Here is a 20,661-nt window from a genome sequence, read left to right on the forward strand (position 1 = left end):
TCCTCACTAGGAAGCCCTGTTGGGTTTAGGCTTGCGCTAAAAATTCTTCCGGGTTCGCGGGTTGAAACACGTTGAGATTGGCGTTCACCGCGACATTTTCACCTTTAATCGTGCATTCAAACACGCTCAAGCCATTATCGCCGCTGACCACTCGCTCAACCCGAACCCAGAGGCTGCTATCGACGGCAAAAAAATCCACATTGGATAGAAATTTTCGCGTGCCAACTAGAAAACCTAGGCTCACTTGCCCGCCCTGGGACAAGGCCTGGAAACCGGCAAAGGCGGCGATCGCCTGCGCCATATATTCAATACCCACTAACGCCGGCACACCCTCGGCTTCGAGAAACAGACTCTGGCTGTGCACACTGACCTTGGCCATCAAGGCATTTTCCGAGACTGAAATCACCTCGTCTAATAAGCTCATAGGTAAGTCATGGGGCACTAAGTCGATAATCGGCCAAGCGGATGCTGTGCCTGCCACCGACGCTATAAAAGCCTGTAGATCAGTACTGAATGATTTACTTTCCACCATCGATGAGTGCCTTACGTCTAGTGCTTTGCATTGAGTGCCTTGGCTTTAGTGCCTTGAATTTGGTGCATCGCGTCAATCAATCTTCGAAACAATTAACGCGATGTTGTTGCCGCCAAACGCAAAAGACGTGCTCAAGGCGTGGCGCGCGTGACTGTCATTCTGGCTAGTGCTGGATACCAGGTTCAAGGGCGCCAAGTCAGCATCGACACAGCCATCCCATAAATGCAGCGGCAGTTTAGCGTCGGTTAGCGCCAGTGCGCAAAGACCAGCCTCTAAGGCCCCAGCCGCACCCAGGGTGTGGCCCATATAGGGCTTGGTTGAACTACAGGGCACCTTATCGAGCAAGCGCAGAATCACAGCGGCTTCCATTTTATCATTGAGCGCCGTCGCGGTGCCATGCAGGTTGACATAACCAATGGCCGAGGGCGCCAACGCCGCATCATCCAAGGCCGCGCGAATGGCGACTTCGGCACCGGCACCGGTGGGTTCTGGCGCGGAAATATGGTGGGCATCGGAACTTTCGCCCGCACCGGTAATAGCCAATTTGGCCGGTTGGTTAGAGAGTAAAAATAGCGCCGCGCCCTCGCCAATATTAATACCGCAGCGGTTTACGCTCATGGGCTGACAAATATCCGTAGAGACGGCATCGAGCGCCGCAAAACCATTGACCGTTAAACCACACAGGGCATCGGCACCACCGGCAATCACCCAATCGACCAAGCCCGATTGCAATAACCGCCGGCCAGTCGCCAGCGCTTTCGCACCCGAGGTACAGGCCGTGGATAAGGTATAGGCCGGGCCCGTGACGCCGAGCTGATCGGCCAAAAAAGCCGCCGGCGCCGCAATCTGTTGGCGCGGATAATCTAAGGGCAGTTCGCTCTCGGGTTGAAAACTCGCTTCACTTTCACGAATACCCGAGGTGGAGGTACCAAGCACGATGGCGACCCGGGCCGGATCAATATCTAGGCGGGACCAGATTGGCAATAATTGCAGCCAGGCAGACCAGAGCAATTGGTTGTTGCGGCTGCGCTGGCTTGGTTCGGCAAAATCCACATTGGGCAGCTCGGCGGTGACCAAACCTAAGGCCAATTCGCGCCCAGGACTAAACTGGTCGGTCTTGGTGAGCGGACTTTCCTTACTTTCCCACAGCACCTGTCGATGCGCGGCAAGGCCAATACCGGTGGCGGAGGTCAAACCAAAACCATGAATATAAACAGGGGCGGTCATTGCGCAATTTCCTCGCTCGGTAGCTCGGCGCCATCCACATGAGGACGGGGTTGCCCTAGCACTTGGGCAGTATTGAGCGCCTGCACATTTAAGGTGGTCACGGTTAAGCTTGGCTGTTTATCGGCCACAATACGCACCGAGGCAAAGGCATCATCCGTATCAAACTCATAGCGTGCGAGCAGGCGATTGGCGCGGCGCACTAGCCGCTGTCGGGCGGCACCCTTGTCCGCGCCAATTGCGCTCGCGACCACATCGAGCTGCAGCTTATTTTTTGTTAGCAACGCCGTAACTTCGGCTTCAGGCCAATAGGCCATCTGAATATGTTGCAGTAATTGTTTCAAATCTAATGACTCCAACTCGGCCACAAACGTCTGCTGGCTAAATTCATCGTGATCCAATTGAGCGCGAAACAAGAGCTGCCCTGTCGCCGTCATACCCAACACTTGGAACAAGCCATCTTGTTGGCTCCACACCACCATTAATTGATGCGTCTTACCTTGCCAAGCGATATCCACTTGCTGGGTGACTTGCACCTGTTGGCCAAGCGCGCTCGGTTCCGCCAAATCTATAGCAGCCATATCTGGCCCTTTAAATTGAGCACAGGCGACAAGCCCGCTAAACCAGAGCGCGAAAAATGCGCGGTAGAAATGACTCACTGCTTGACTCGACATTCCAGCAAGGTATGACTCACACCTACGCCGTCGGTTTGATCAACAATTTCTAACCCGGCCGCGTCAATGCATTTGCTGAAAACCTCGGAGTGATACATTTGGCTATTGCCGTTTGCCAAACAGGTAAAATACAGGGAGGTTTGCTGCAAACAAAATGCGGCTGCTTCGTACTCTTGGCGGTCCCAAAAGGTTTCCATAATAAATATGCGCGTGTGCTCGCCCGCCGCCGCTGCAACTTTCTTTAATATGCTGATAATTTCGGCGTCGGAAAAGCAATCGAGAAACTGACTCATCCACACCACATCAAAGCCGTTCGGAAACGTCGTCTCTGCGGCTAACACATTCACCGGGTAGAAGCTCACACGGCTAGCACCAGGGTGGGTCTTCATTTCAGCGCCGGCCAGTGCAATCTGTTGCGGTAAATCGGCCAAGGTCACTTGCACTTTTTCATCGTGTTCGACGCAGGCGCGCGCCCACTTACCGGTATTGCCGCCCACATCGAGCAAGCGAGCAACCGGCTTGGCAAATACTTTTTTCATCACCAAGCCAAAAGAACCATCGGAGTAGTAGTGATCAAACGCCAGCCAGCTATCGCGCACCTGCTGCGGCAGCGAACTCAAACCTTCGTATATAGTGGCCCAATTTCCAAGCTCCTTAAGGCCGGCTGGGGTGCCGGTTTCAATGGCTTCATCCAAATGAAAAAAACCTTGATAGTTAACGTCGTGGTTAAAATCAAAGTTGGCAATGGTCATTGCATCGCGCATGACAAAAATGCCGGTTTTGGTTAGACGGTATTGGCCTTCATTGAGCGTGCAAAGGCCGATGCCCAAAGAGGCTTCCATTAACACCCGAACACCGTAGGCGCTGATGCTCGCTTGCGCTTGCAAGCTCGCTAAATCAATACCGGCTTTACCGGCCTTAGACACCAGGGCCAACAAGCCAAACTTGCGCAAGCAGCGCGCCGACTGAAAGGCTAAGGCACCAAAGGCCAACTTTTGCGCTTCGTAGCGCGCCTCTAAAGCGGTTAAATTATCTTCTGTAAAAAAAGGCGTGCTAGCCGTATCAGCAGCCATGATTAATTCCTCAATGGTGAATCAGATGAAGTTGCCATAATTGGCACGAGTAACCAAACCAGTAGCAAACCCAAGGCTGCCACGGTTCCAAAACTTTTCAGTACCGGCGTGGTGCAAGCGGCCAATAAACCAAAGGCCAGCAAGCTGGTTAGCACCGATACCGTAGCGCCGCGCCAAGCCACTTGCGCATTTCTCGCAAGTGACAGTATTAAGCTGTTGTCAAAACCTACGCCCAGCACCAACAAGACCGCTAGACAGTGAAATAAATTGACGCCGCCGGCACAGAGGCTGACCAACCAGAGCGCTAAACTGGCGGCTATGACCGGCGCATAAAATAACGATGGCTGAATTTTTTTACTAAAAAGTAATGTCGCGATGCACAGCAGACTCAAGGCAAGCACCAACAAACGCAAGAGCTGTACCCGGTGCGATGCCAACATACCGGTCAGCTCCCGCACCCGATCCACGTAAACCCAGCTGTTACCTGTCAAAACATCGAGCTGGTGTTGCTGCAATGGCTGACCAATATAAACAATGGCCAGAGGTGTTGGTTGCAAGCGCACAAAATGCTGCAATTCAGCCCCGAGTGGCGTGGCTACTAATGCAGTCAAATCCATTGCAGCTGCGGCAGCGCTAAACTGCGCTCGCGCTTGCGCCGTTAATGCCTCGGCACCTAGGTCCGAATACCACTGATGTAATTGATCAGATTGTTGATAGAGGCCTTCGAGCAATTGTCGATCGCGCTGCTGTTGCTCGAGGGCCGGCAGCCAGTGCTGATAGCTGCTGTTTCCAATCGCCAAATCGCTCAGGCGCTGCAGCAGTGCAGTAACGTGCATGTTGAGTTGCTCAGCATCGTTGCCGGTCACGACAAAATAGCGACCCGGCTGTGGCCCCTCTAGTAAGCGGCTTACCTGTTGTTCTTGCTGTATCAATTCAGGCGGCGAAGTCTGCAATTGACCAACACCGTCATCACCGGGCAAAAACAACAGCGACACCACGGCGGCAAAAAATACCGCGGCCTTCAACCGATTGGACCAGTGAACGGCACGAGAAAAATGCAGCCAAGCATCGGCGCAGACATAGAGCGGTAAAATACCGCGCGAAGCTACCGTTGGTTTTGTTTGTTGCGGAAACCAGAGCCATACGCTAACCCAACAGGCAATTAGGCCAACGCAGCTAAACAAGGCCATTTGCCTGAGCCCTGGAAACGGCATAAGACCCTGTAATCCGTAAGCTAAAACACTGGTTAATAGGCCTAGTAATAACGGTTGTTTCAAACTCGCCAAAGGCTCGCCATGATTCAACGCCATGCGCGCGTGAACGGCATAATCGATGCCCACACCAATCAACGAGGCACCAAAAGCCAAGGTGATTAGATGTACGCGATCAAATGCCCATAAACTCGCCGCAAAGGCGACTAACAAGCCGGCACCGAGCGGTAACAACATCGGCAACAGATTCAAACCAAAGGCCAACAATAACACCAACAGCACGCCCATCAACGAGCCAGCGCCAATCACAGTCACTTCTTTACGCGCTTGTGCCGCACCATGGGCCGCATGAAAAATAAGCCCGGAACTCAACAGCGACGCCCCACTCGGCAAAGCGCTGCGCAAGCTGGCAAGTTGACTGGGTAAGTTGGTATCAGCCGCTACAACAAACGCCTCTTGTGCCAGCTCATAGCGCAGCAACCGATAATAGACTGCGGTGTCGGCATCAAATAGCGTGGGCCAACCATCTTGCAATTTTACCGATTGATTGAGCGCCAAACTTTCCGTGTAGTTTTGAAATAAAAACAGTGGATCTGCCACGGGATCATATAAAGCCGCGCCTAGCGGTGAATAGAGACGTTGCCTTGCCTGAGTAAACAGCTGTTCCGGATTGTTGTTCAGTAACTGGCGATCTGACTCGGCTAGTAAAAAATAGCGATAGGGCCAATAACTTTCGTTCAACATCTGAAATTGCGCGGCGGTCTCGATGAACCGCCAGGTCGGCGACACTAATGTTTGCTTAACCTGCTCGGCAAGTTGCACACTTTTTTGTCGATCGCTATGGCCAACCAATAGCAACCACTGCTTATCGGCAACACGGCTTAAGTGACTCTGCGCCTGGGCGCGAGCTTCGGCCATCGCACCCTGCTGCTGTTCCGGCAATAGGCTAAGTAAACTGCTATCGAAATTGTAGTGCGGTAAGCGCAGCAAAAGGTACATCAAACAGCCGCTCAAAAAAGCTAGCCAAAGCCCGCCCGCTACTAGTCGACTGGATGGTTGAAATAACACGCTATGGCTCGCCTTGCACTAATGAAGACAGGCTCAAAGCTGTGACTGTACCTGAGACTTCATGCAGGGCAATGCGGGTCACTCGCTCGCAACCAGCTACGTGTAATTGCTCTACCACACGGCTTAACAGCGCGTCTTTCGATACAACCACTAAAGACCAACACCCACCCTCGCCTTGCTCAAAAGTTTGCACCTGAAAGGCCTGATCTAAGCTACTCCATTGCCCCGCCATCATGGCCAACATCAACTGACTAATAGTGGCAACCACAGGTTGTTGCTGCGCCGTCATCTGCCAGATTTGTTCGCCCTTTTGCCACTGGCTTATACCCTGCGATGAAAAGTGCAGCTCACTCTGCATCGGCGCTTGGGTGAGCCAACGCAATTGATTATCTTGCACATAGAAGGTGCCGGATGAGTGCAGTGGCAAGGGCAAGCCGACAATGGTTTTATGCTGCTCAAATCGCCCTTCTAACCACGCTGCACCTAGCGCTGGCGCGACCTCGGAGAAGCGCATTTCGGCCCACACAGGGGTGCCGGCACAACACATCAGGAGCACAGCAATAAAGCGTATCACGAGCCGAGCTCTTGCAACCAAGGCGCCAGCTTTTGCTTCAAAATCGGCGGCGATGCCAGCGCCATCAGACCCGATTCTATGGCCACGGCCACTTGCACTGTAGAGCCGTAGGTAGTGCGTTTCCCCGCGCTATTGCGCGCCACGTATTTAATGCTCAAACGATTTTCCCACTCGACAATAGCCGCCGAAATCGTAAGTGTTTCACCGAAGGCTATAGGCGCAGGGTAGCGAATATGTAAATCGACAATGGGCCAAGCGTAACCAGAATCGCGCATCTCTGGGTAGTTGTAGGCAATCTTGTCAAATAACGCGCAGCGCGCAATTTCAAAATATTTTGTGTAATGGCCATGCCAAGCCACGGCCATTAAATCCACGTCGTGAAACGGAATTTTCACCTCGGCACTGGCCTCGACAATAACCTGACTACCTAACTTATTCATGCTGTATTTGTCCAATGAATCTATTGGCATTCGCCACCGACAATTAATCGGTGTAAGTGCTAAATTTCTGTTCGCCGATGGCCCGACACATGGCGCGCAACTCGGATTCTAAGGCGCGATCTTCCTCGACAAAGGCGCTTAACTCGCGCACCTGAGCCATGCAATCGACCAGCGCCGGCGCAAGAGTTTCACGCGCCAACTCGCCCTGTAAGATTCGTAAATCGATACCCTGCACCATCGCCAACAGCGTTGCTGCCGTGACCTGCTCGGTGAGTTCGAGCACGCGGATACAGTCGCGCGCGGAAATCGTGCCCATGCTGACTTTATCTTGATTGTGGCATTCGGTAGAGCGGGAAAAAACGCTTGCCGGCATGGTTAACTTCAAAGCTTCGGCGGTCCAGGCACTGGCGCCAATTTGCACGGCTTTAAAACCGTGGTTAATCGGGCGCCGCTCCGCGCTCGCGCCGGATAAATTGGCTGGTAAACCGTGATTAAATTTGGTGTCTACCACCATGGCCAATTGCCTATCTAAAAGATCCGCTAAATTAGCCACGGCATTTTTCAAACTGTCCATGGCAAAGGCGATATGGCCGCCGTAAAAATGCCCGCCGTGCAACACGTGCTCGCCCACGCCATCGATAATCGGGTTGTCATTGGCCGAATTGATTTCATTTTCAATGTACTGGCGCAAAAAGGGCAAGGCATCTTGCAACACACCAATAACATGCGGCGCACAGCGCAACGAGTAACGATCTTGCAAGCGCTGTGGGTTTCTCGGTGGCTCGCCCGCGTGCAAGTCGTCGCGCAACCAAGCGGCAATTTGCTGTTGACCCGGGTGCGGCTTCACACTAAATAAAATTTCATCGAAATGATGTGCATTGCCCTTACTGGCCAAGGTCGCCAAGGCGGTAATACGGGTGGATAACTTGGCGAGATAACGCGCCCGGTCAAAGGCCAAACAGGCGATTGCCGTCATCACGGCGGTGCCATTCATTAACGCCAAACCTTCTTTCGGCCGCAGTTTTAACGGCGTGATATTGAGCTCGGCATAAACGGATTCGGTTGCGCGGCGCTCGCCCTGATAGAAAACTTCGCGCTCGCCACACAATACCGCGGCCACGTAGGACAGCGGGGTTAAATCGCCACTGGCGCCTACCGAGCCCTCGCGTGGAATCACTGGCAAGATATCTTTTTCGAGCAATAACACCATGCGCTGTAACAGCGCCAAGCTGACACCAGACATACCTTGGCAGAGCGACTGCAAGCGCACCGCCATCACCGCGCGCGCCATCACCGGCGATAACACTTCGCCTAGGCCACAGCCGTGAAAGGTGTAGAGATGTGCCGGCAACTCATCGACTAAATTCATCGGGATAGACACGGTGCAAGAGTCGCCATAACCGGTAGTTACACCGTAAATGACACCCTCCTCGCGCAACAGCCGATCCAGAAACTCGGAGCCGGAGTGGATAAGCCGCTCAAATTCTGGCGCGCTTGACAGAGCCACAGACTCGCCCATGGCGATGGCAACGATATCCTCGATGCTGCGTGAATTATTATCAAAAACGATCATGCTATACCTAATAACTGTTGTGCTAAATCATCGAGATGCGATGTCTTCAGCTTGCCAAAAATCGTAAAAATTTCCCCACTGCAAGGGGTAACGCTGTGCAAAATCGCCCAACCTATCGGCGTACTGCTGAACATAGGGCTGTAGACTTGCCTCGCGCGCCTTGCGTTGCATCACTATTTGATCGCTAAATTTTTCTAAGTAAATATCGTAGCGATCTGCCGACTTGACACTGCACAGAAAGAAAACCGGGCGCTTCAGCAGTGCCGACAAGACAAAAGGCCCCATGGGAAAGGGCGCTGGCTTGCCTAAAAAATTGGCGTAGATATTTCTCGGTTTTACCCCCGAGCTGGGGTCGACCACGGCCGTTCTGTCGGCCGCTATGGCCACTACTTCGCCGCGTTGTAGCTTCTCATCCAATAGCATTGCCGTTGCCGGGTTAATTTCTTGCACTTGGATTAAGTTAACGCTGTGCTCGCCAGATACGTCGGCTAACATGGCATTAAACTTTTCGGCGTGTTGGGTGTGTACCATGGCGTTTACTTTGGCAACACCCCAGCGCTCGGCCAACGCCATGCTAATTTCCGTATTGCCGAGGTGGCTAACAAATATTATGCCGCCAGTGCCCTCGGCGATCAGTGCTTTTAAGGCGTCAAAACCATGGGTGTGCACCGGCACATCTAAGCAGCCAAACCACACCGCCAACTTATCCAGCATTAAATCGCCGAAGGTAAAAAACTGTTTCAAGCTCAGGCGCAACATGCCCATTTTGCTCGACACACCTAATGCCTTAGCGCTATCCACTTGCTGTAGAAATGCCAGAGAGGCTTTTCGCGCGCTTATCCCGGTCACAAAAAAGTACACAATCACCGGCCACAGCAAAGAGACAAATACCCAACGGCCCAGCCAACGATAGGTAAAAAATAGGATTTTCATCCCCAACAGAGAACCCGATTCTTTGCGCTTCCACCAAGGCTTCACAGCGCTCGCCCCCGCTTGCGCAGGCCCAAGAGCCAAAGCGGCGCACGCGCCAACATGCCGAAAAATAAGCGCGCGTGCATGCAGGAAATTAACCAATTATCCTTGCCCGGCAAAAAATGCGATACGCCATCGAGGGGGTAATGAACCTTAGTGGACAGGTTCTGAATATTGCCGCCGGCCCATAGCCAATGCACCAATATTTCCGTATCAAAGTCCATGCGGTTACCCGTATCGCACCGCGCTAATTGCTGGCAAATGGATGCCAGTGGGTAAACCCGAAAACCACACATAGAATCTTTAATGGCAAACGACAGTGTGTTTATCCAGACCCAGACATGGGTCAGGTAGCGCGCATAATGTCGAAGCCGCGGTACTGAGTCATCGTATTGCGGCACGCCACAAATAATCATGGTGGGCGATCCAGCGGCCGCGCTAAGAAAGGCTGGAATGTCCGCTAAATTATGTTGGCCATCGGCATCCACCTGCAGGGCATGGGAGTAACCTAGCTCAAGGGCAGATTGTAAACCCAACTTTACCGCAGCACCCTTGCCTTGATTAACCTCGAGCACCTTCAAATGAACGCTCGGATGTTGATCAGCCAATTGCTCCAAAACCGCGGAACAATCGCCATTGCTGCCATCGTTCACTAATATAACCGGCACCGAAAACGGCAAAATATTGGCCAGCGTTTTAACGATGGCGCGCTCGTGGTTATACACAGGGATAACAATGCACGCGTTCATCGCAGCAGACTTAATATCGTTCATATTCATCGCATTAACAGTCATAGCGCCACCAGACGACCGCTGGCAAAAACTTTTTCTTGCGCGCTGTATTTAAAGTTTACGCGCTGACGCTCAGGTTGCAGCTGCAACGACAGTTGCACGCTATCGCCCGGACGAATAATTTGCTGGAATTTTATGGCTTCTAACTGACTCGCCCGGCTCAGCCAGTGCCCGTGCTCGGGCCATTGTTGCGCTGCGCTGATGCGTACCCAGTTGAGTTGAACCACGCCCGGTAAAATAGGCGTGTCGGGAAAATGACCTTGAAACCACACTAACTCAGGCTGAACTTGCAGCGTTAATTCGACACTAACCTCATCGATTGATGCCACGCCTTGCAGCAACGGTAGCTCGGTGGGAGCATGACTAAAGTCAATCATTCATAGGCTCCTATTCCGTTGCCTGCTGCAACTGTTTCACTAACAGCTGCAATTGTTGATACTGTATTTTGCCTTGGGGGTTGCGCGGCAGGCGATCGATATAGCGCCAGCGCCTAGGCACCAAAGGCCGCTCGAGCAATTGCCCCAAAATCCGTTTGAAATGTTTCGCTAAAGTCTGCCGGCCTTCACTTGCCAATGCCGCTACACCTTCGGGTGACAACACCACGAGCGCCATGAGTTCATCGCGGCTAGCGAGAGCACCCGCGCGCACGACCGGCTCAACCCGCACATCGTCTATCCAACTATCGGCCAGTAAAAAGGCTTCTATTTGTTCGAGCGATACGCGCTTTCCCTCCACTTTAGCAACGCGATCGGCGCGTCCAATCAAGCAAAACGTATCACCCTGCATTGCCACAATATCTGAGCTTTCAAACCAGTCATCATCGGGTAGAAACGGTGACTTAACGGCTAGGCACTGCTGCGCATTAACCTTTGCTTGCACTACCTCAAATAAACACCATGCAGCGTCACCTTGATGCTGCCGACGCCAAGCAATACCACCGGTCTCGGTGCTGCCGTACACTTCAACGATATCAGCCTGCAGTTGTTCATGTGCACTCGCACTCGCCGCCGCAGACAAAGGCCCGCCGGAACTGAACACCTGGTTAACACGGTGTTGATGATCGATACTTACCGGCAGTCGGCTCAAGTGCGTGGGACTAGACACTAAACATAAAGGCGTCGCGCGCTGGGTAAATATACGCTCCACATATTCCGTGGTGAATCGCGCAAACGGGCGCCGGCAAGCCAGCGGCCAAAGAATTCGAAATAGCAAGCCATAAATATGCTGATGACTGACCGTGGCGTAAATGCGGCAGTCAGCCAGGGCCGCGCCAAAACATTGTTCCAGTTGTTCGACCTCGGCGGCCAGTTGACGCAAGCTTTTTCTAATGAGTTGCGGTTCACCGGAGCTGCCAGAGGTGAATAAAACTAACACCGCATCACTGGCCAATGGCGTCACAATTGTAGAAACTTCCGCTTCTGCTTCTACTTGCGCCGCGAGAGACAGCGTCGACACCCCAGAAAAATCGCCGATAAAACCATCCACACGCTGGGATAAGTGTTGGGTCGTTTCCGCTAAATTATTCGGCGCCAGCCACGCTTCTTTACCGCACAACCAAAGTGCGACAAGCACTGCCGCTAGCTCCGCACTATCGGGGATAAACAAGGCCAAACGCTGCAGTTCTGGCGCCGCGCTTAGGTGCTTTTGCCAATGGTCAACGCGGCACAACCACTGTGACGAAGTCACTGAGTTGCGATCAAATGCCAGCGTATATTCTGGCGCTGCAGACACAGTGTTTAACAGTTGAAACAATTTCACGTGATTAAATCCGCAGCTATTTTGGCTTTTACCTTGCGCCGCACCAGCCATTCGCCAGCGGCCAACAAACCGATACATAGGTAGGCAATAAAACCATTGTATAAAAGCCACAGTTCCTGATTTCCCAGCCATACGGTATAGAGCGCAATACAGCCGTTGCACAGAAAAAACCATACCCACAAGATCGTCACTTTGCGCGTGTAAACCACTGCCGCTTCAGGTAGATCGGGTTCCTGTAAACGCGCGAGGCGTTCGACCAAAGACTGCGGTTGGCGCAAGCTGAACGCAAACACCAGCAACAAACTAAAGTTTACCGCCACGGGGTAGAGCAGCAAGCCGAGCTCAGTATTGGTCCAGAGCGACATAGCGACTAAACAGGCGATAACCCCGCACCAAACCAAGGCGGACAGACGATCAGCGGCGCGCCAACTGAACAACCTAAACAACGCCAAACAAACCAGCAGCAATAACAAATAGCGCAGCGAAAAGGTTTGCAGGCCAAAATAGATGGCAAAGGGGTAGAGCAGCGTCACGAGTGCAAGGCTAATTTTACCGAGCAAGCGCATAGCTTAGGCAACCAACTCCACAACCACATCAACCACATCGGACACTGTGCGCACGGCCTTAAAATCTTCCGGCTGAATTTTCTTACCGGTTAGTTTTTTCAACTCAACGACCATGTCAACGGCGTCGATGGAATCGATATCGAGGTCGTCGTAAAGATGCGCATCGAGCGTGATCTTGGCTTCGTCTAGCTCAAACATATCGACCATCATGGTGCGGATTGTGGCAAAAACTTCGTCCTTTGTTTGCATGTTATTTCACCCCTTCTTGCGCCACGAAAGCGGCGAGTGTGGCCACCGATTTAAAATGCTGACGCGTTGCTTCCGACTCCGCATCCAACTTCACGCCATACTGCTTTTGCAGCGCAAGGCCGAGCTCTAGTGCATCGATAGAATCCAACCCTAAACCCTCAACAAACAAGGCTTCATTCGAATCAATATCGGCTACCGACATATCCTCAAGATCCAAAGTGTCAATAATAAGCTGCTTAAGCTCTTGCTCTAGTGCCTGCATAATGGGCTAATTCCTCTGTAAAAAAATGTTCTAACTGTTTGGTTAACTGTCGGGCAGCTAAGCTGACTGGCTGGCCCTCAGTACTCGGTAAAGACCTCTCGGGTAATACCCTTAACACCATCTCAAACGGTCCCGACAAGGGGATTTCATACCAAGCAACCTGTTTGGTTAAGGTGGCCGGTTCTACGGTAATAAGCACCGGTCGTATGGCCTGCTCTAGGCGCAGCGCTACATTGGCCGCGCCGCGTTGAAAGCTGATGGCTCGACCCGGCACGGTGCGCGTGCCCTCGGGGAAAATAATTAAGTGGTTGCCACGGGCAAGCGACGCTTTAGCCTCGGCAATGACCTGCTCGGGGTCATCATTGGCGATATAACCTGCCAAGCGAATCACGCCGCGCATGCTAGGGTTTTTCATCAGCGCACTCTTAACCACACAATCGGCCTGAGGCAGCAAACTAATCAGTAGCACCACATCAATCAGCGATGGATGATTCGCTAAAATAAGCTGGCCCGGCTGGCGCAAGCGATCAATATCTTCAACGTAATAATGCAAGATACCGAGCGCTCGCATCATGTTCATAAAAAAACGAAAATTGATGTGCACGAGCCAGCGCGCCTTGCGTTCACGCTTAACGCCCTTTGGCGTTATCAGCAACCATGGAACGGCGTAAAACGGCAGCAATAAGCCACCCAGCCCGAACAAGGTAAAAGAAAAACCCGTGGCGAATAGCCGCCAAAGCCAATTCAAGCGCTGCTTCATTTGCGCCAAACCCGACAACAGCGCTGACCGGGCACCACTAATGCCGCAGCTTGATGCGGGTTTGCAAACCAACGCAACCACTGCACAGCTTCGGGTTCATTCACTGTCGCGTCCGACCCTTTATCGCAGGAACCTAACGCAATCGGGCTGCCCTCTTGTCGCGACAAGACCATGGCAAGCGCATAGGGATAAATCACGTTATCGGTATGCTGGTAGACCTCGGGAAGCGGTAAATCGTAGATAACCAGTAGCACTTCATCGGCGCTTTGCAGCTGCCCCCAAGCTTCGATAAGCCCCATGGACAACAATTGCTCATCGGCGGCCAGTGCGGTCATCGCGCCCTTGGCCTTTTTAGCGATGGAGAGCACACCAGCCACGGCGTTATGAACCGACATACTGAAGGCCGCTGGCGAAAGCGCCTCCTGACGGCCTAGTGCATCGAGTAATTGCAAGGTTCTGTCTTGATCGCCGTGCTGGGAGCAAAACACCATTGGCATAGAGGATGCTTCGGGCACTAAATCCCAGACCACCGCCGCGGCAACACGGCCCACACCGCTTAAACGCCGCCTTAACATGGCCGGCACGGCGGAGACATCAGGCCCTTCGCCCAATACCAGCGCCTTATGGCCTTGCGCCCATTGCGCGCAAGCCTGCTGGCCATAGACACCGGGAAGCCAAGCATTCCAATGCTTGATCTTGACGGTTAAAAAGGGTGAAGTTGCTGATTCGGTCACAGTCGCACTACAGATCGTTATTAAAATAAAGCCGGCTATTTTACGCGCTGTACGGCCGTGCGGCAAAGTAATTGGTTGGCTGTCTCGTGGGTCACCCGTAAAATAGCCACAAAACTTCAAAACCAAAGGAACTGAACGATGAAAAAGCTAGTCATTTGCCTGCTTGCCGCCTTAACACCACTCGCCGCAAGCGCGCGGGATACCGCACACTTCCTACCCATCGAGACGGCATTAGCGGCAGCCAAGGCCTCTGGGAAATTGGACGGAGGCGTGAAATTATACTTTGCAGACCAACCCTATGCCGGCAAAGAAAAAGACTTGGGCACCTTCACCACGTCAAAGAAAACTAACAGCTTCGGCAAGAGCGACGAGGACGCCTGTAAGTGGGCCATGCAATCGGCGCTTATCGAACTGCAGACCCGGGCCATTAAAGAGGGCGGCGACGCGGTCGTCAACATCGAAAGCTTCTATAAGAAGAAGGCACATGCCGACACCGAGACCTACGAATGCCACGCCGGCAACGTGGTTGCAGGCGTCGCCTTGCGCGGTACCGTCATTAAATTAAAACAGTAACTTGCTCACCCTGCTTTTAGCACCCATTCACCGGCTCTGTGAACCGCACAGAGCCGACGCTTTTTGCGACTGGGAACTGGCACGTTTGGCCGCTATAAGCTCGAGCAAGAGACGCCAAGAATACATTGCCGGCCACTCACTGCTCAGGCTGGCCGCAAGGCAGGCGCTCGGCGTCGACGCTAGCTTCGGTGGTACGGATGAAAAACAACACTGGCAACAGCCCGCCAATAGCGCCCCACAATTACCCCAGCACCCCAACCTGACTTTTGGCTTAAGCCATAGCGGCGGCTGGGTGGCCGCTGTGGTTGAATCTACGGGGGAAACCACTAACGTCGACAAGACGGGTGTTGATATTGAGCTTGAGCGCGAGCGAAAAAATCTCACTAGGCTCGCGCGTTATAGTTTTACCGAGGACTGGTTACACCAACACCGCGAGGATTTATTACCGGCTTTTTTTCAGCGCTGGACCCTATGTGAAGCACTGGTCAAAGGCAGCCAGAAAACACTCGGCACCGAGCTGTTGCGGCACCAGCGCTTCGCTAGCGTAGAACCGGATAAGCAACCCCTTAACACTGGCCGCTGGCTGTATCACACTCGCATTGCACCAGAGCACACACCCTATTCGGCGCTAGGGCTCAACAAACCCATGCATATTAGCCTATGCAGTGAGCGGCACTACCCAAGGTGCAAGATGCGCGTACTTTGTCTCACAGATAACAAATTTATGGCTCTGGAGCCAATCGCGTTTTCCACCTTCCAAGCGGTTTGAGTTCAACAGATGGAGCAAGCCATTTAAACGGCAGAAAATTTACTTCTAAAAATAAAAAATACAGCACCCACCAAACACAGCCCCGCCCAAAGATAGTCCAACTTCAATGGCTCCTTCATATAGAACACCACGAAGGGCACAAATACCGAAAGCGTAATCACTTCCTGCAGCACCTTAAGCTGACCAAGGTTCATCACAGTAAAGCCAATGCGATTAGCAGGCACTTGCAGTAGATACTCAAACAAGGCAATGCCCCAGCTCACTAGCGCCGCCACGATCCAAGGCTTATGGTTCATGGATTTTAAGTGCGCATACCATGCGAAGGTCATGAATATATTGCTAAAAATCAGCAAGCCGACGCTGATTAAAGCTGGATGGGTGTTAATCATCACTCAACTTATCGCCATTACCGATAAGGTTTTTCACTTTGCGATAAACTCCTTTCGAAAAGGCTTGCGAATATTCTTCGAGCAAGTCGACGCCAGCGAGCACAAATACCACGATCAAACTAAATTTGAAGGCGACAAATAATTTACCAATGGCAATACACACACCCAGCGAGGCCAGCACCCAAATGGCCGCCGCGGACGTCACACCCACCACCACACCTTTACGCGCGAGCATCACCCCAGCACCCAAAAAGCCTATACCGGTAATCACCTGGCCAATAATGCGCGACGGGTCGGTCATGTGCGAGGACACGCTGATAGACGCGGCAATAAAAATATAGGTGCCCAACACGATCAAAATAGAGGTGCGAATACCCACGGGCTTGCCGCGCAATTGCCGCTCCAAGCCCACCACACCGCCACATAGCAATGCCATGCCAACGGAGTACCAATCAAAAGGGGCTATATCGAAAAACGCTGCCAAATCCATCATATCGCTCGCCTTATAGGAAAGTCATTGGTGATTGCCGAGTGGACGACATCGGCCAAAGGAAGGCTGTTAACCTACATTTTCTGGCTGCCGTCCGCCGCCTTATTAGCCGCTACTAGGCATGGCATTAAGCGAAAAGGCCCCTACCAATGCGACGTTGTTAGCTCCAACAATTGCCGCATTGTAATCGTTAGCTAGTAAGTTAAACACCTCAAAGGTCGCACCCAATAGCCGGTGCACATTCACGCGACCTGCGGCTCGGTGGGTAAAACGCCGGCTGGTAAGTGCATCGCAGCCAAAAAATAGGCGCCGCGGTGAACATAAAAAAGCAACCCTTCTCGCCTTCGCTAGGCCGGCAAGCGGACCGACACCTAGACACCCCAACGCCTCGATAAAACCGAAGTATCATTTTATTTGAACCAGATTCACCTTTCCCCTTGACCCAGCAAGGGTTTGGTCTTAACTTTCGCGGCTCAAACGTCCATGCTGGCACGCTCCACCCATAGCTGCTTTACTGAATAGTTGGCAGGCCTAAGTGAGGATACGGACGGCGTTTCAATTACCTCTCACCCTATTATCGACCTCGAGTTGGAGCGAATTGCAGCATGCAGCAGAAAATTGATATTCATGACTATTTTTCCCCAGAATCCTTCAAGCGCATTAAAGACCTAGCCGACACTCAGGAAACCCCGTTTGTGGTTATCGATAAGGCTATTGTGGCGAAACATTACGACGACCTAGTCAAGGGCTTCCCCATCGCCAAGGTCTACTACGCGGTAAAGGCCAATCCAGCAGACGAATTACTCGCCCTACTCAATGAAAAAGGCTCGAACTTTGATATCGCCTCCATCTATGAGTTAGACAAGGTTATGGCGCACGGCGTATCGCCCGACCGCATTAGCTTCGGCAACACCATCAAGAAAAGCAAAGACATTCGCTACTTCTACGATAAAGGCGTGCGCATGTTTTCCACCGACTCGGAAGCCGACTTGCGCAATATCGCCAAGGCTGCACCCGGCTCAAAAATTTATGTGCGCATTCTGACCGAAGGCTCACAGACCGCCGACTGGCCGCTGTCGCGCAAATTTGGCTGCCAAACCGATATGGCGCTGGATTTGATCATTATGGCCCGTGATTTAGGCTTAATTCCCTATGGCATTTCTTTCCACGTAGGTTCTCAACAGCGCGATATCGGCGTCTGGGATTCGGCCATCGGCAAAGCCAAAGTTATTTTTGAGCGCATGAAGGAAGAAGACGGCATTCAACTGAAGATGATCAACATGGGTGGCGGCTTCCCCGCCAACTACATCACCAAAGCCAACAGCCTGACCACCTACGCCGAAGAGATTACCCGTTTTCTCGAAGAAGATTTTGGCGAAGACATGCCTGAAATTATTCTCGAACCAGGCCGTTCGCTGGTGGGCAATGCCGGCATTCTGGTGAGCGAAGTGGTGCTGATTTCGAAAAAATCCAACACCGCCATGAACCGCTGGGTGTTCACCGACGTGGGTAAATTCTCTGGCCTTATCGAAACCATGGATGAGTCCATTAAATACCCCATCTATGTTGAAAAGAACGGCGAATTGGAAGAGGCGGTAATCGCCGGCCCAACCTGCGATAGCGCCGACATCATGTATGAAAACTACATGTACGGTTTACCGCTGAACTTGGCTATTGGCGATCGCATGTACTGGATCTCTACCGGCGCCTACACTACCAGCTACTCGGCTGTTGAATTCAACGGCTTTCCGCCATTGAAAGACTACTACGTGTAACCGCAACCGCCCGATAAAGAGCCGGCCACTGGGTCGGCTTTTTTGTGCCCGTCGCAACAGCCAACTTTGGCGCCTTATGTCAAACTTTGATCGCCTCACCGACTTTTCAACGCAAGCGCCTGTGCTTTAATAACGCCATTGAACTTTTGTATTAACCCTCAGTGGAAGCTTGCCCATGAATATTGGACGGATAGCGACAGTTGTCTTTTGCACAGGCGCACTTTTCGCCTGCAACCAAGCCCAAAACCCCGAAGCACAGATCTCCAATGCCGTAGTTGCCCCAGAGCATTTTCACCCCAAAGGTAAAGAGCCATCATCCTTCACCAAAGCCAAGCAGGCGCAACTACGCAAAACGTTACCGCTGACCGACGCACGAGATTTTGAAGAACAAAGCCGAGGCCTACTCGCCCGCCCCGACTATGACGAAATCATGGCAGAAGCTGGCCACGTAGCTTGGAGTATGGGTAAGTACGAATTTCTACTCGACGGAAAAGACTTCGATAGCATCCACCCTTCCCTCCAGCGCCAAGCTTTACTCAACATGAACTATGGCTTGTACGAGGTCACCGACGGCATCTACCAGGTGCGCGGCTTTGATTTAGCAAACATCAGTTTTATAAAAGGCGACACCGGCTGGATTGTTTTCGATCCGCTCACGGCCGAAGAAACCGCCCGCGCCGCACTGAAACTGATCAACGATACTTTAGGTGAGAGGCCCGTTGTCGCCGTCATTTATTCGCACTCCCACGGCGATCATTTTGGCGGCGCACGTGGTGTAACGACAACTGAAGCAGCGGCCTCGGGCAAAGTAAAAATTATTGCCCCCGCAGGGTTCATGGAGCACGCGGTTGCCGAAAATGTGCACGCAGGCAATGCCATGAGCCGTCGCATGTTTTACCAATACGGCTCACTCATGCCGGCCAGCCCCTATGGTCATGTCGATCAATCCATTGGCAAGACCGTTGCCAATGGCAAGCTAGGATTAATTGCCCCCAACCTCAGTATCAGCGAACCTTTGGTAGACATGACCATCGATGGCGTGCACATGGTGTTTCAAAACACACCGGGCACTGAAGCGCCGGTAGAAATGAACACTTGGTTTCCCGATAAAAAAGCATTCTGGGCGGCGGAAAATATCAGTGGCACCATCCACAATATTTATACGCTGCGCGGCGCCTTAGTTCGCGACGCTTTAGCTTGGTCAAAATACATCAACATAGCGCTGTACAGTTTTGGCAAACAGGCCGATGTCATGTTTACCGCACACTCATGGCCGCGCTGGGGCAATGATCGCATTCAACAAGTGATGCGCGGACAGCGCGATATGTATGCCCACTTAAACAATCAAGTTCTGCATTTAGCCAACCAAGGCGTCACCATCAATCAAATGCACAATGTGTATCAGGTGCCAAAAAGCCAACAAGAACAATGGTACGCCCGCGGCTATCACGGTTCGTTTGAACACAACTCCCGCGCGGTTATTAACCGTTACCTTGGTTACTGGGACGCTAATCCAGCCACACTCATTCCATTATCGCCCGAAGACTCTGCACCTTTGTATGTAGAGATGATGGGCGGCGCGGAAAAAATAATGAGCAAAGCACAAAGCCTGTACAACAACGGCGAATATCGATTAGCGCAAGAAATTACCAATAAGCTGGTTTACGCAGAACCCAATAACCAAAACGCAAAAGATCTATTAGCAGACATTTTCGAACAGCAAGGTTACCAACAAGAAAGCCCGAGCTTGCGCAACTCTTTTCTCGCCGCCGCATTGGAATTGCGCTCTGGCATTCCCAAAGGCGTGAGCCCAAAAACAGGCCCGGACATTGTTAAAGCCATGAGCACCGAGCTTTGGCTTGAATATTTAGCGATATTAATGAACGCCGATGACATGGAGGGTGTGAGCTATCGCTTCAATTTAATTCAACCCGACATCCAGGAAAATTTTGTGGTGGAGCTTTCCAATGGCGCGCTCACGGCGATTAAAGGTTTTACCGATCCAACAGCAGACCTTACCCTCACCATTAACCGCGCTGATTTAGAGCCGGTGATGATGCAGCAAAAAAACTTACGGGAACAAGTTTTGGCAGGCAAAGCGAGCGTCGAAGGCGACACCGATGGCTTGCGCGATCTGTTAACTTCTATAGCACCCTTTGAATTGGACTTTGAAATTATGCCTGGCACGAAATAAGTTAGCGAGC

The 20,661-nt window shown here is 52.2% G+C and carries 23 protein-coding genes; 4 read left to right on the plus strand and 19 right to left on the minus strand.

The window, feature by feature from the left end; translation table 11 throughout:
- Positions 1-25: 25 nt before the first annotated feature.
- From QWY82_RS18480 to QWY82_RS18560, 17 genes are all read right to left on the minus strand, one after another.
- Positions 26-532, minus strand: a complete 507-nt coding sequence (locus QWY82_RS18480) for a hotdog family protein (RefSeq protein ID WP_290265324.1) — start codon at positions 530-532, stop codon at positions 26-28.
- A 72-nt stretch (positions 533-604) separates the two neighbouring features.
- Positions 605-1,759, minus strand: coding sequence for a beta-ketoacyl-ACP synthase (locus QWY82_RS18485; protein WP_290265326.1), 1,155 nt, complete (start codon positions 1,757-1,759; stop codon positions 605-607).
- The gene (locus QWY82_RS18490) at positions 1,756-2,337 is read right to left on the minus strand and encodes a DUF3261 domain-containing protein (RefSeq protein WP_290265328.1); all 582 of its coding nucleotides are present in this window, start codon (positions 2,335-2,337) and stop codon (positions 1,756-1,758) included. The genes QWY82_RS18485 and QWY82_RS18490 overlap by 4 nt, the downstream gene beginning before the upstream one ends.
- A 74-nt stretch (positions 2,338-2,411) precedes the next feature.
- Positions 2,412-3,503, minus strand: a complete 1,092-nt coding sequence (locus tag QWY82_RS18495; protein ID WP_290265330.1) for a class I SAM-dependent methyltransferase — start codon at positions 3,501-3,503, stop codon at positions 2,412-2,414.
- Between the two features lie 2 nt (positions 3,504-3,505).
- Positions 3,506-5,713, minus strand: a complete 2,208-nt coding sequence (locus tag QWY82_RS18500) for an MMPL family transporter (RefSeq protein WP_290265333.1) — start codon at positions 5,711-5,713, stop codon at positions 3,506-3,508.
- A 70-nt stretch (positions 5,714-5,783) separates the two neighbouring features.
- Complete coding sequence (locus tag QWY82_RS18505; protein WP_290265335.1) at positions 5,784-6,356, minus strand: outer membrane lipoprotein carrier protein LolA; 573 nt, start codon at positions 6,354-6,356, stop codon at positions 5,784-5,786.
- Entirely contained in the window at positions 6,353-6,796 is a 444-nt protein-coding gene (locus QWY82_RS18510; protein ID WP_290265336.1) for an acyl-CoA thioesterase, read from the minus strand. The genes QWY82_RS18505 and QWY82_RS18510 overlap by 4 nt, the downstream gene beginning before the upstream one ends.
- 43 nt (positions 6,797-6,839) lie before the next feature.
- The gene (locus QWY82_RS18515) at positions 6,840-8,369 is read right to left on the minus strand and encodes an HAL/PAL/TAL family ammonia-lyase (protein ID WP_290265339.1); all 1,530 of its coding nucleotides are present in this window, start codon (positions 8,367-8,369) and stop codon (positions 6,840-6,842) included.
- A gap of 27 nt (positions 8,370-8,396) precedes the next feature.
- Positions 8,397-9,347, minus strand: a complete 951-nt coding sequence (locus QWY82_RS18520) for a lysophospholipid acyltransferase family protein (RefSeq protein ID WP_290265341.1) — start codon at positions 9,345-9,347, stop codon at positions 8,397-8,399.
- On the minus strand, positions 9,344-10,135 hold the full coding sequence (locus QWY82_RS18525) for a glycosyltransferase family 2 protein (protein WP_290265343.1): 792 nt from the start codon (positions 10,133-10,135) through the stop codon (positions 9,344-9,346). The genes QWY82_RS18520 and QWY82_RS18525 overlap by 4 nt, the downstream gene beginning before the upstream one ends.
- The gene (locus QWY82_RS18530; protein WP_290265344.1) at positions 10,132-10,509 is read right to left on the minus strand and encodes an ApeI family dehydratase; all 378 of its coding nucleotides are present in this window, start codon (positions 10,507-10,509) and stop codon (positions 10,132-10,134) included. Before QWY82_RS18530 ends, QWY82_RS18525 begins: the two co-directional genes overlap by 4 nt.
- Positions 10,510-10,519: 10 nt before the next feature.
- The gene (locus QWY82_RS18535) at positions 10,520-11,890 is read right to left on the minus strand and encodes an AMP-binding protein (RefSeq protein WP_290265345.1); all 1,371 of its coding nucleotides are present in this window, start codon (positions 11,888-11,890) and stop codon (positions 10,520-10,522) included.
- On the minus strand, positions 11,887-12,456 hold the full coding sequence (locus tag QWY82_RS18540) for a COG4648 family protein (RefSeq protein ID WP_290265346.1): 570 nt from the start codon (positions 12,454-12,456) through the stop codon (positions 11,887-11,889). The genes QWY82_RS18535 and QWY82_RS18540 overlap by 4 nt, the downstream gene beginning before the upstream one ends.
- A 3-nt stretch (positions 12,457-12,459) precedes the next feature.
- A complete protein-coding gene (locus tag QWY82_RS18545; protein ID WP_290265347.1) occupies positions 12,460-12,705 on the minus strand; it encodes an acyl carrier protein in 246 nt (81 codons plus the stop codon).
- A gap of 1 nt (position 12,706) precedes the next feature.
- Complete coding sequence (locus QWY82_RS18550; RefSeq protein WP_290265348.1) at positions 12,707-12,967, minus strand: phosphopantetheine-binding protein; 261 nt, start codon at positions 12,965-12,967, stop codon at positions 12,707-12,709.
- Positions 12,942-13,715 carry a lysophospholipid acyltransferase family protein gene (locus QWY82_RS18555; RefSeq protein WP_290265350.1) on the minus strand — a complete coding sequence of 258 codons (774 nt, stop codon included), beginning with the start codon at positions 13,713-13,715 and terminating at the stop codon, positions 12,942-12,944. The genes QWY82_RS18550 and QWY82_RS18555 overlap by 26 nt, the downstream gene beginning before the upstream one ends.
- 8 nt (positions 13,716-13,723) lie before the next feature.
- The gene (locus QWY82_RS18560) at positions 13,724-14,461 is read right to left on the minus strand and encodes a beta-ketoacyl synthase chain length factor (RefSeq protein ID WP_290265352.1); all 738 of its coding nucleotides are present in this window, start codon (positions 14,459-14,461) and stop codon (positions 13,724-13,726) included.
- Positions 14,462-14,599: 138 nt separating this feature from the next.
- On the opposite strand from QWY82_RS18560, the gene QWY82_RS18565 reads away from it, so the two are divergent.
- Positions 14,600-15,034: an excinuclease ATPase subunit gene (locus QWY82_RS18565; RefSeq protein WP_290265354.1), complete on the plus strand. Its 435-nt coding sequence runs from the start codon at positions 14,600-14,602 to the stop codon at positions 15,032-15,034.
- An 85-nt stretch (positions 15,035-15,119) separates the two neighbouring features.
- Complete coding sequence (locus QWY82_RS18570) at positions 15,120-15,803, plus strand: 4'-phosphopantetheinyl transferase family protein (protein WP_290265356.1); 684 nt, start codon at positions 15,120-15,122, stop codon at positions 15,801-15,803.
- Between the two features lie 23 nt (positions 15,804-15,826).
- Here the strand turns inward: QWY82_RS18570 and QWY82_RS18575 are convergent, their stop codons facing one another.
- Positions 15,827-16,192 carry a DMT family protein gene (locus QWY82_RS18575; protein ID WP_290265736.1) on the minus strand — a complete coding sequence of 122 codons (366 nt, stop codon included), beginning with the start codon at positions 16,190-16,192 and terminating at the stop codon, positions 15,827-15,829.
- Positions 16,185-16,685 (minus strand): MgtC/SapB family protein, encoded by a 501-nt coding sequence (locus tag QWY82_RS18580; protein ID WP_290265358.1) that lies wholly within the window; start codon positions 16,683-16,685, stop codon positions 16,185-16,187. The genes QWY82_RS18575 and QWY82_RS18580 overlap by 8 nt, the downstream gene beginning before the upstream one ends.
- Before the next feature lie 602 nt (positions 16,686-17,287).
- Between QWY82_RS18580 and QWY82_RS18585 the strand changes: the two genes are divergently transcribed.
- Both QWY82_RS18585 and QWY82_RS18590 read left to right on the plus strand, forming a co-directional pair.
- Positions 17,288-18,457: a type III PLP-dependent enzyme gene (locus QWY82_RS18585; RefSeq protein ID WP_290265359.1), complete on the plus strand. Its 1,170-nt coding sequence runs from the start codon at positions 17,288-17,290 to the stop codon at positions 18,455-18,457.
- A 175-nt stretch (positions 18,458-18,632) separates the two neighbouring features.
- Positions 18,633-20,651: an alkyl/aryl-sulfatase gene (locus QWY82_RS18590; RefSeq protein ID WP_290265361.1), complete on the plus strand. Its 2,019-nt coding sequence runs from the start codon at positions 18,633-18,635 to the stop codon at positions 20,649-20,651.
- Positions 20,652-20,661: the final 10 nt, after the last annotated feature.

It is taken from the genome of Simiduia curdlanivorans (assembly GCF_030409605.1).
Lineage (GTDB): Bacteria > Pseudomonadota > Gammaproteobacteria > Pseudomonadales > Cellvibrionaceae > Simiduia > Simiduia curdlanivorans.

What these genes read in the sequence shown, in the direction of transcription:
- QWY82_RS18515 (WP_290265339.1), bottom strand. Translation starts at nt 8,369, where the DNA reads ATGATCGTTTTTGATAATAATTCACGCAGCATCGAGGATATCGTTGCC.
- QWY82_RS18510 (WP_290265336.1), bottom strand. Translation starts at nt 6,796, where the DNA reads ATGAATAAGTTAGGTAGTCAGGTTATTGTCGAGGCCAGTGCCGAGGTG.
- QWY82_RS18540 (WP_290265346.1), bottom strand. Translation starts at nt 12,456, where the DNA reads ATGCGCTTGCTCGGTAAAATTAGCCTTGCACTCGTGACGCTGCTCTAC.
- QWY82_RS18530 (WP_290265344.1), bottom strand. Translation starts at nt 10,509, where the DNA reads ATGATTGACTTTAGTCATGCTCCCACCGAGCTACCGTTGCTGCAAGGC.
- QWY82_RS18490 (WP_290265328.1), bottom strand. Translation starts at nt 2,337, where the DNA reads ATGGCTGCTATAGATTTGGCGGAACCGAGCGCGCTTGGCCAACAGGTG.
- QWY82_RS18585 (WP_290265359.1), top strand. Translation starts at nt 17,288, where the DNA reads ATGCAGCAGAAAATTGATATTCATGACTATTTTTCCCCAGAATCCTTC.
- QWY82_RS18495 (WP_290265330.1), bottom strand. Translation starts at nt 3,503, where the DNA reads ATGGCTGCTGATACGGCTAGCACGCCTTTTTTTACAGAAGATAATTTA.
- QWY82_RS18565 (WP_290265354.1), top strand. Translation starts at nt 14,600, where the DNA reads ATGAAAAAGCTAGTCATTTGCCTGCTTGCCGCCTTAACACCACTCGCC.
- QWY82_RS18480 (WP_290265324.1), bottom strand. Translation starts at nt 532, where the DNA reads ATGGTGGAAAGTAAATCATTCAGTACTGATCTACAGGCTTTTATAGCG.
- QWY82_RS18525 (WP_290265343.1), bottom strand. Translation starts at nt 10,135, where the DNA reads ATGACTGTTAATGCGATGAATATGAACGATATTAAGTCTGCTGCGATG.
- QWY82_RS18580 (WP_290265358.1), bottom strand. Translation starts at nt 16,685, where the DNA reads ATGATGGATTTGGCAGCGTTTTTCGATATAGCCCCTTTTGATTGGTAC.
- QWY82_RS18545 (WP_290265347.1), bottom strand. Translation starts at nt 12,705, where the DNA reads ATGCAAACAAAGGACGAAGTTTTTGCCACAATCCGCACCATGATGGTC.
- QWY82_RS18485 (WP_290265326.1), bottom strand. Translation starts at nt 1,759, where the DNA reads ATGACCGCCCCTGTTTATATTCATGGTTTTGGTTTGACCTCCGCCACC.
- QWY82_RS18550 (WP_290265348.1), bottom strand. Translation starts at nt 12,967, where the DNA reads ATGCAGGCACTAGAGCAAGAGCTTAAGCAGCTTATTATTGACACTTTG.
- QWY82_RS18500 (WP_290265333.1), bottom strand. Translation starts at nt 5,713, where the DNA reads ATGTACCTTTTGCTGCGCTTACCGCACTACAATTTCGATAGCAGTTTA.
- QWY82_RS18590 (WP_290265361.1), top strand. Translation starts at nt 18,633, where the DNA reads ATGAATATTGGACGGATAGCGACAGTTGTCTTTTGCACAGGCGCACTT.
- QWY82_RS18575 (WP_290265736.1), bottom strand. Translation starts at nt 16,192, where the DNA reads ATGATTAACACCCATCCAGCTTTAATCAGCGTCGGCTTGCTGATTTTT.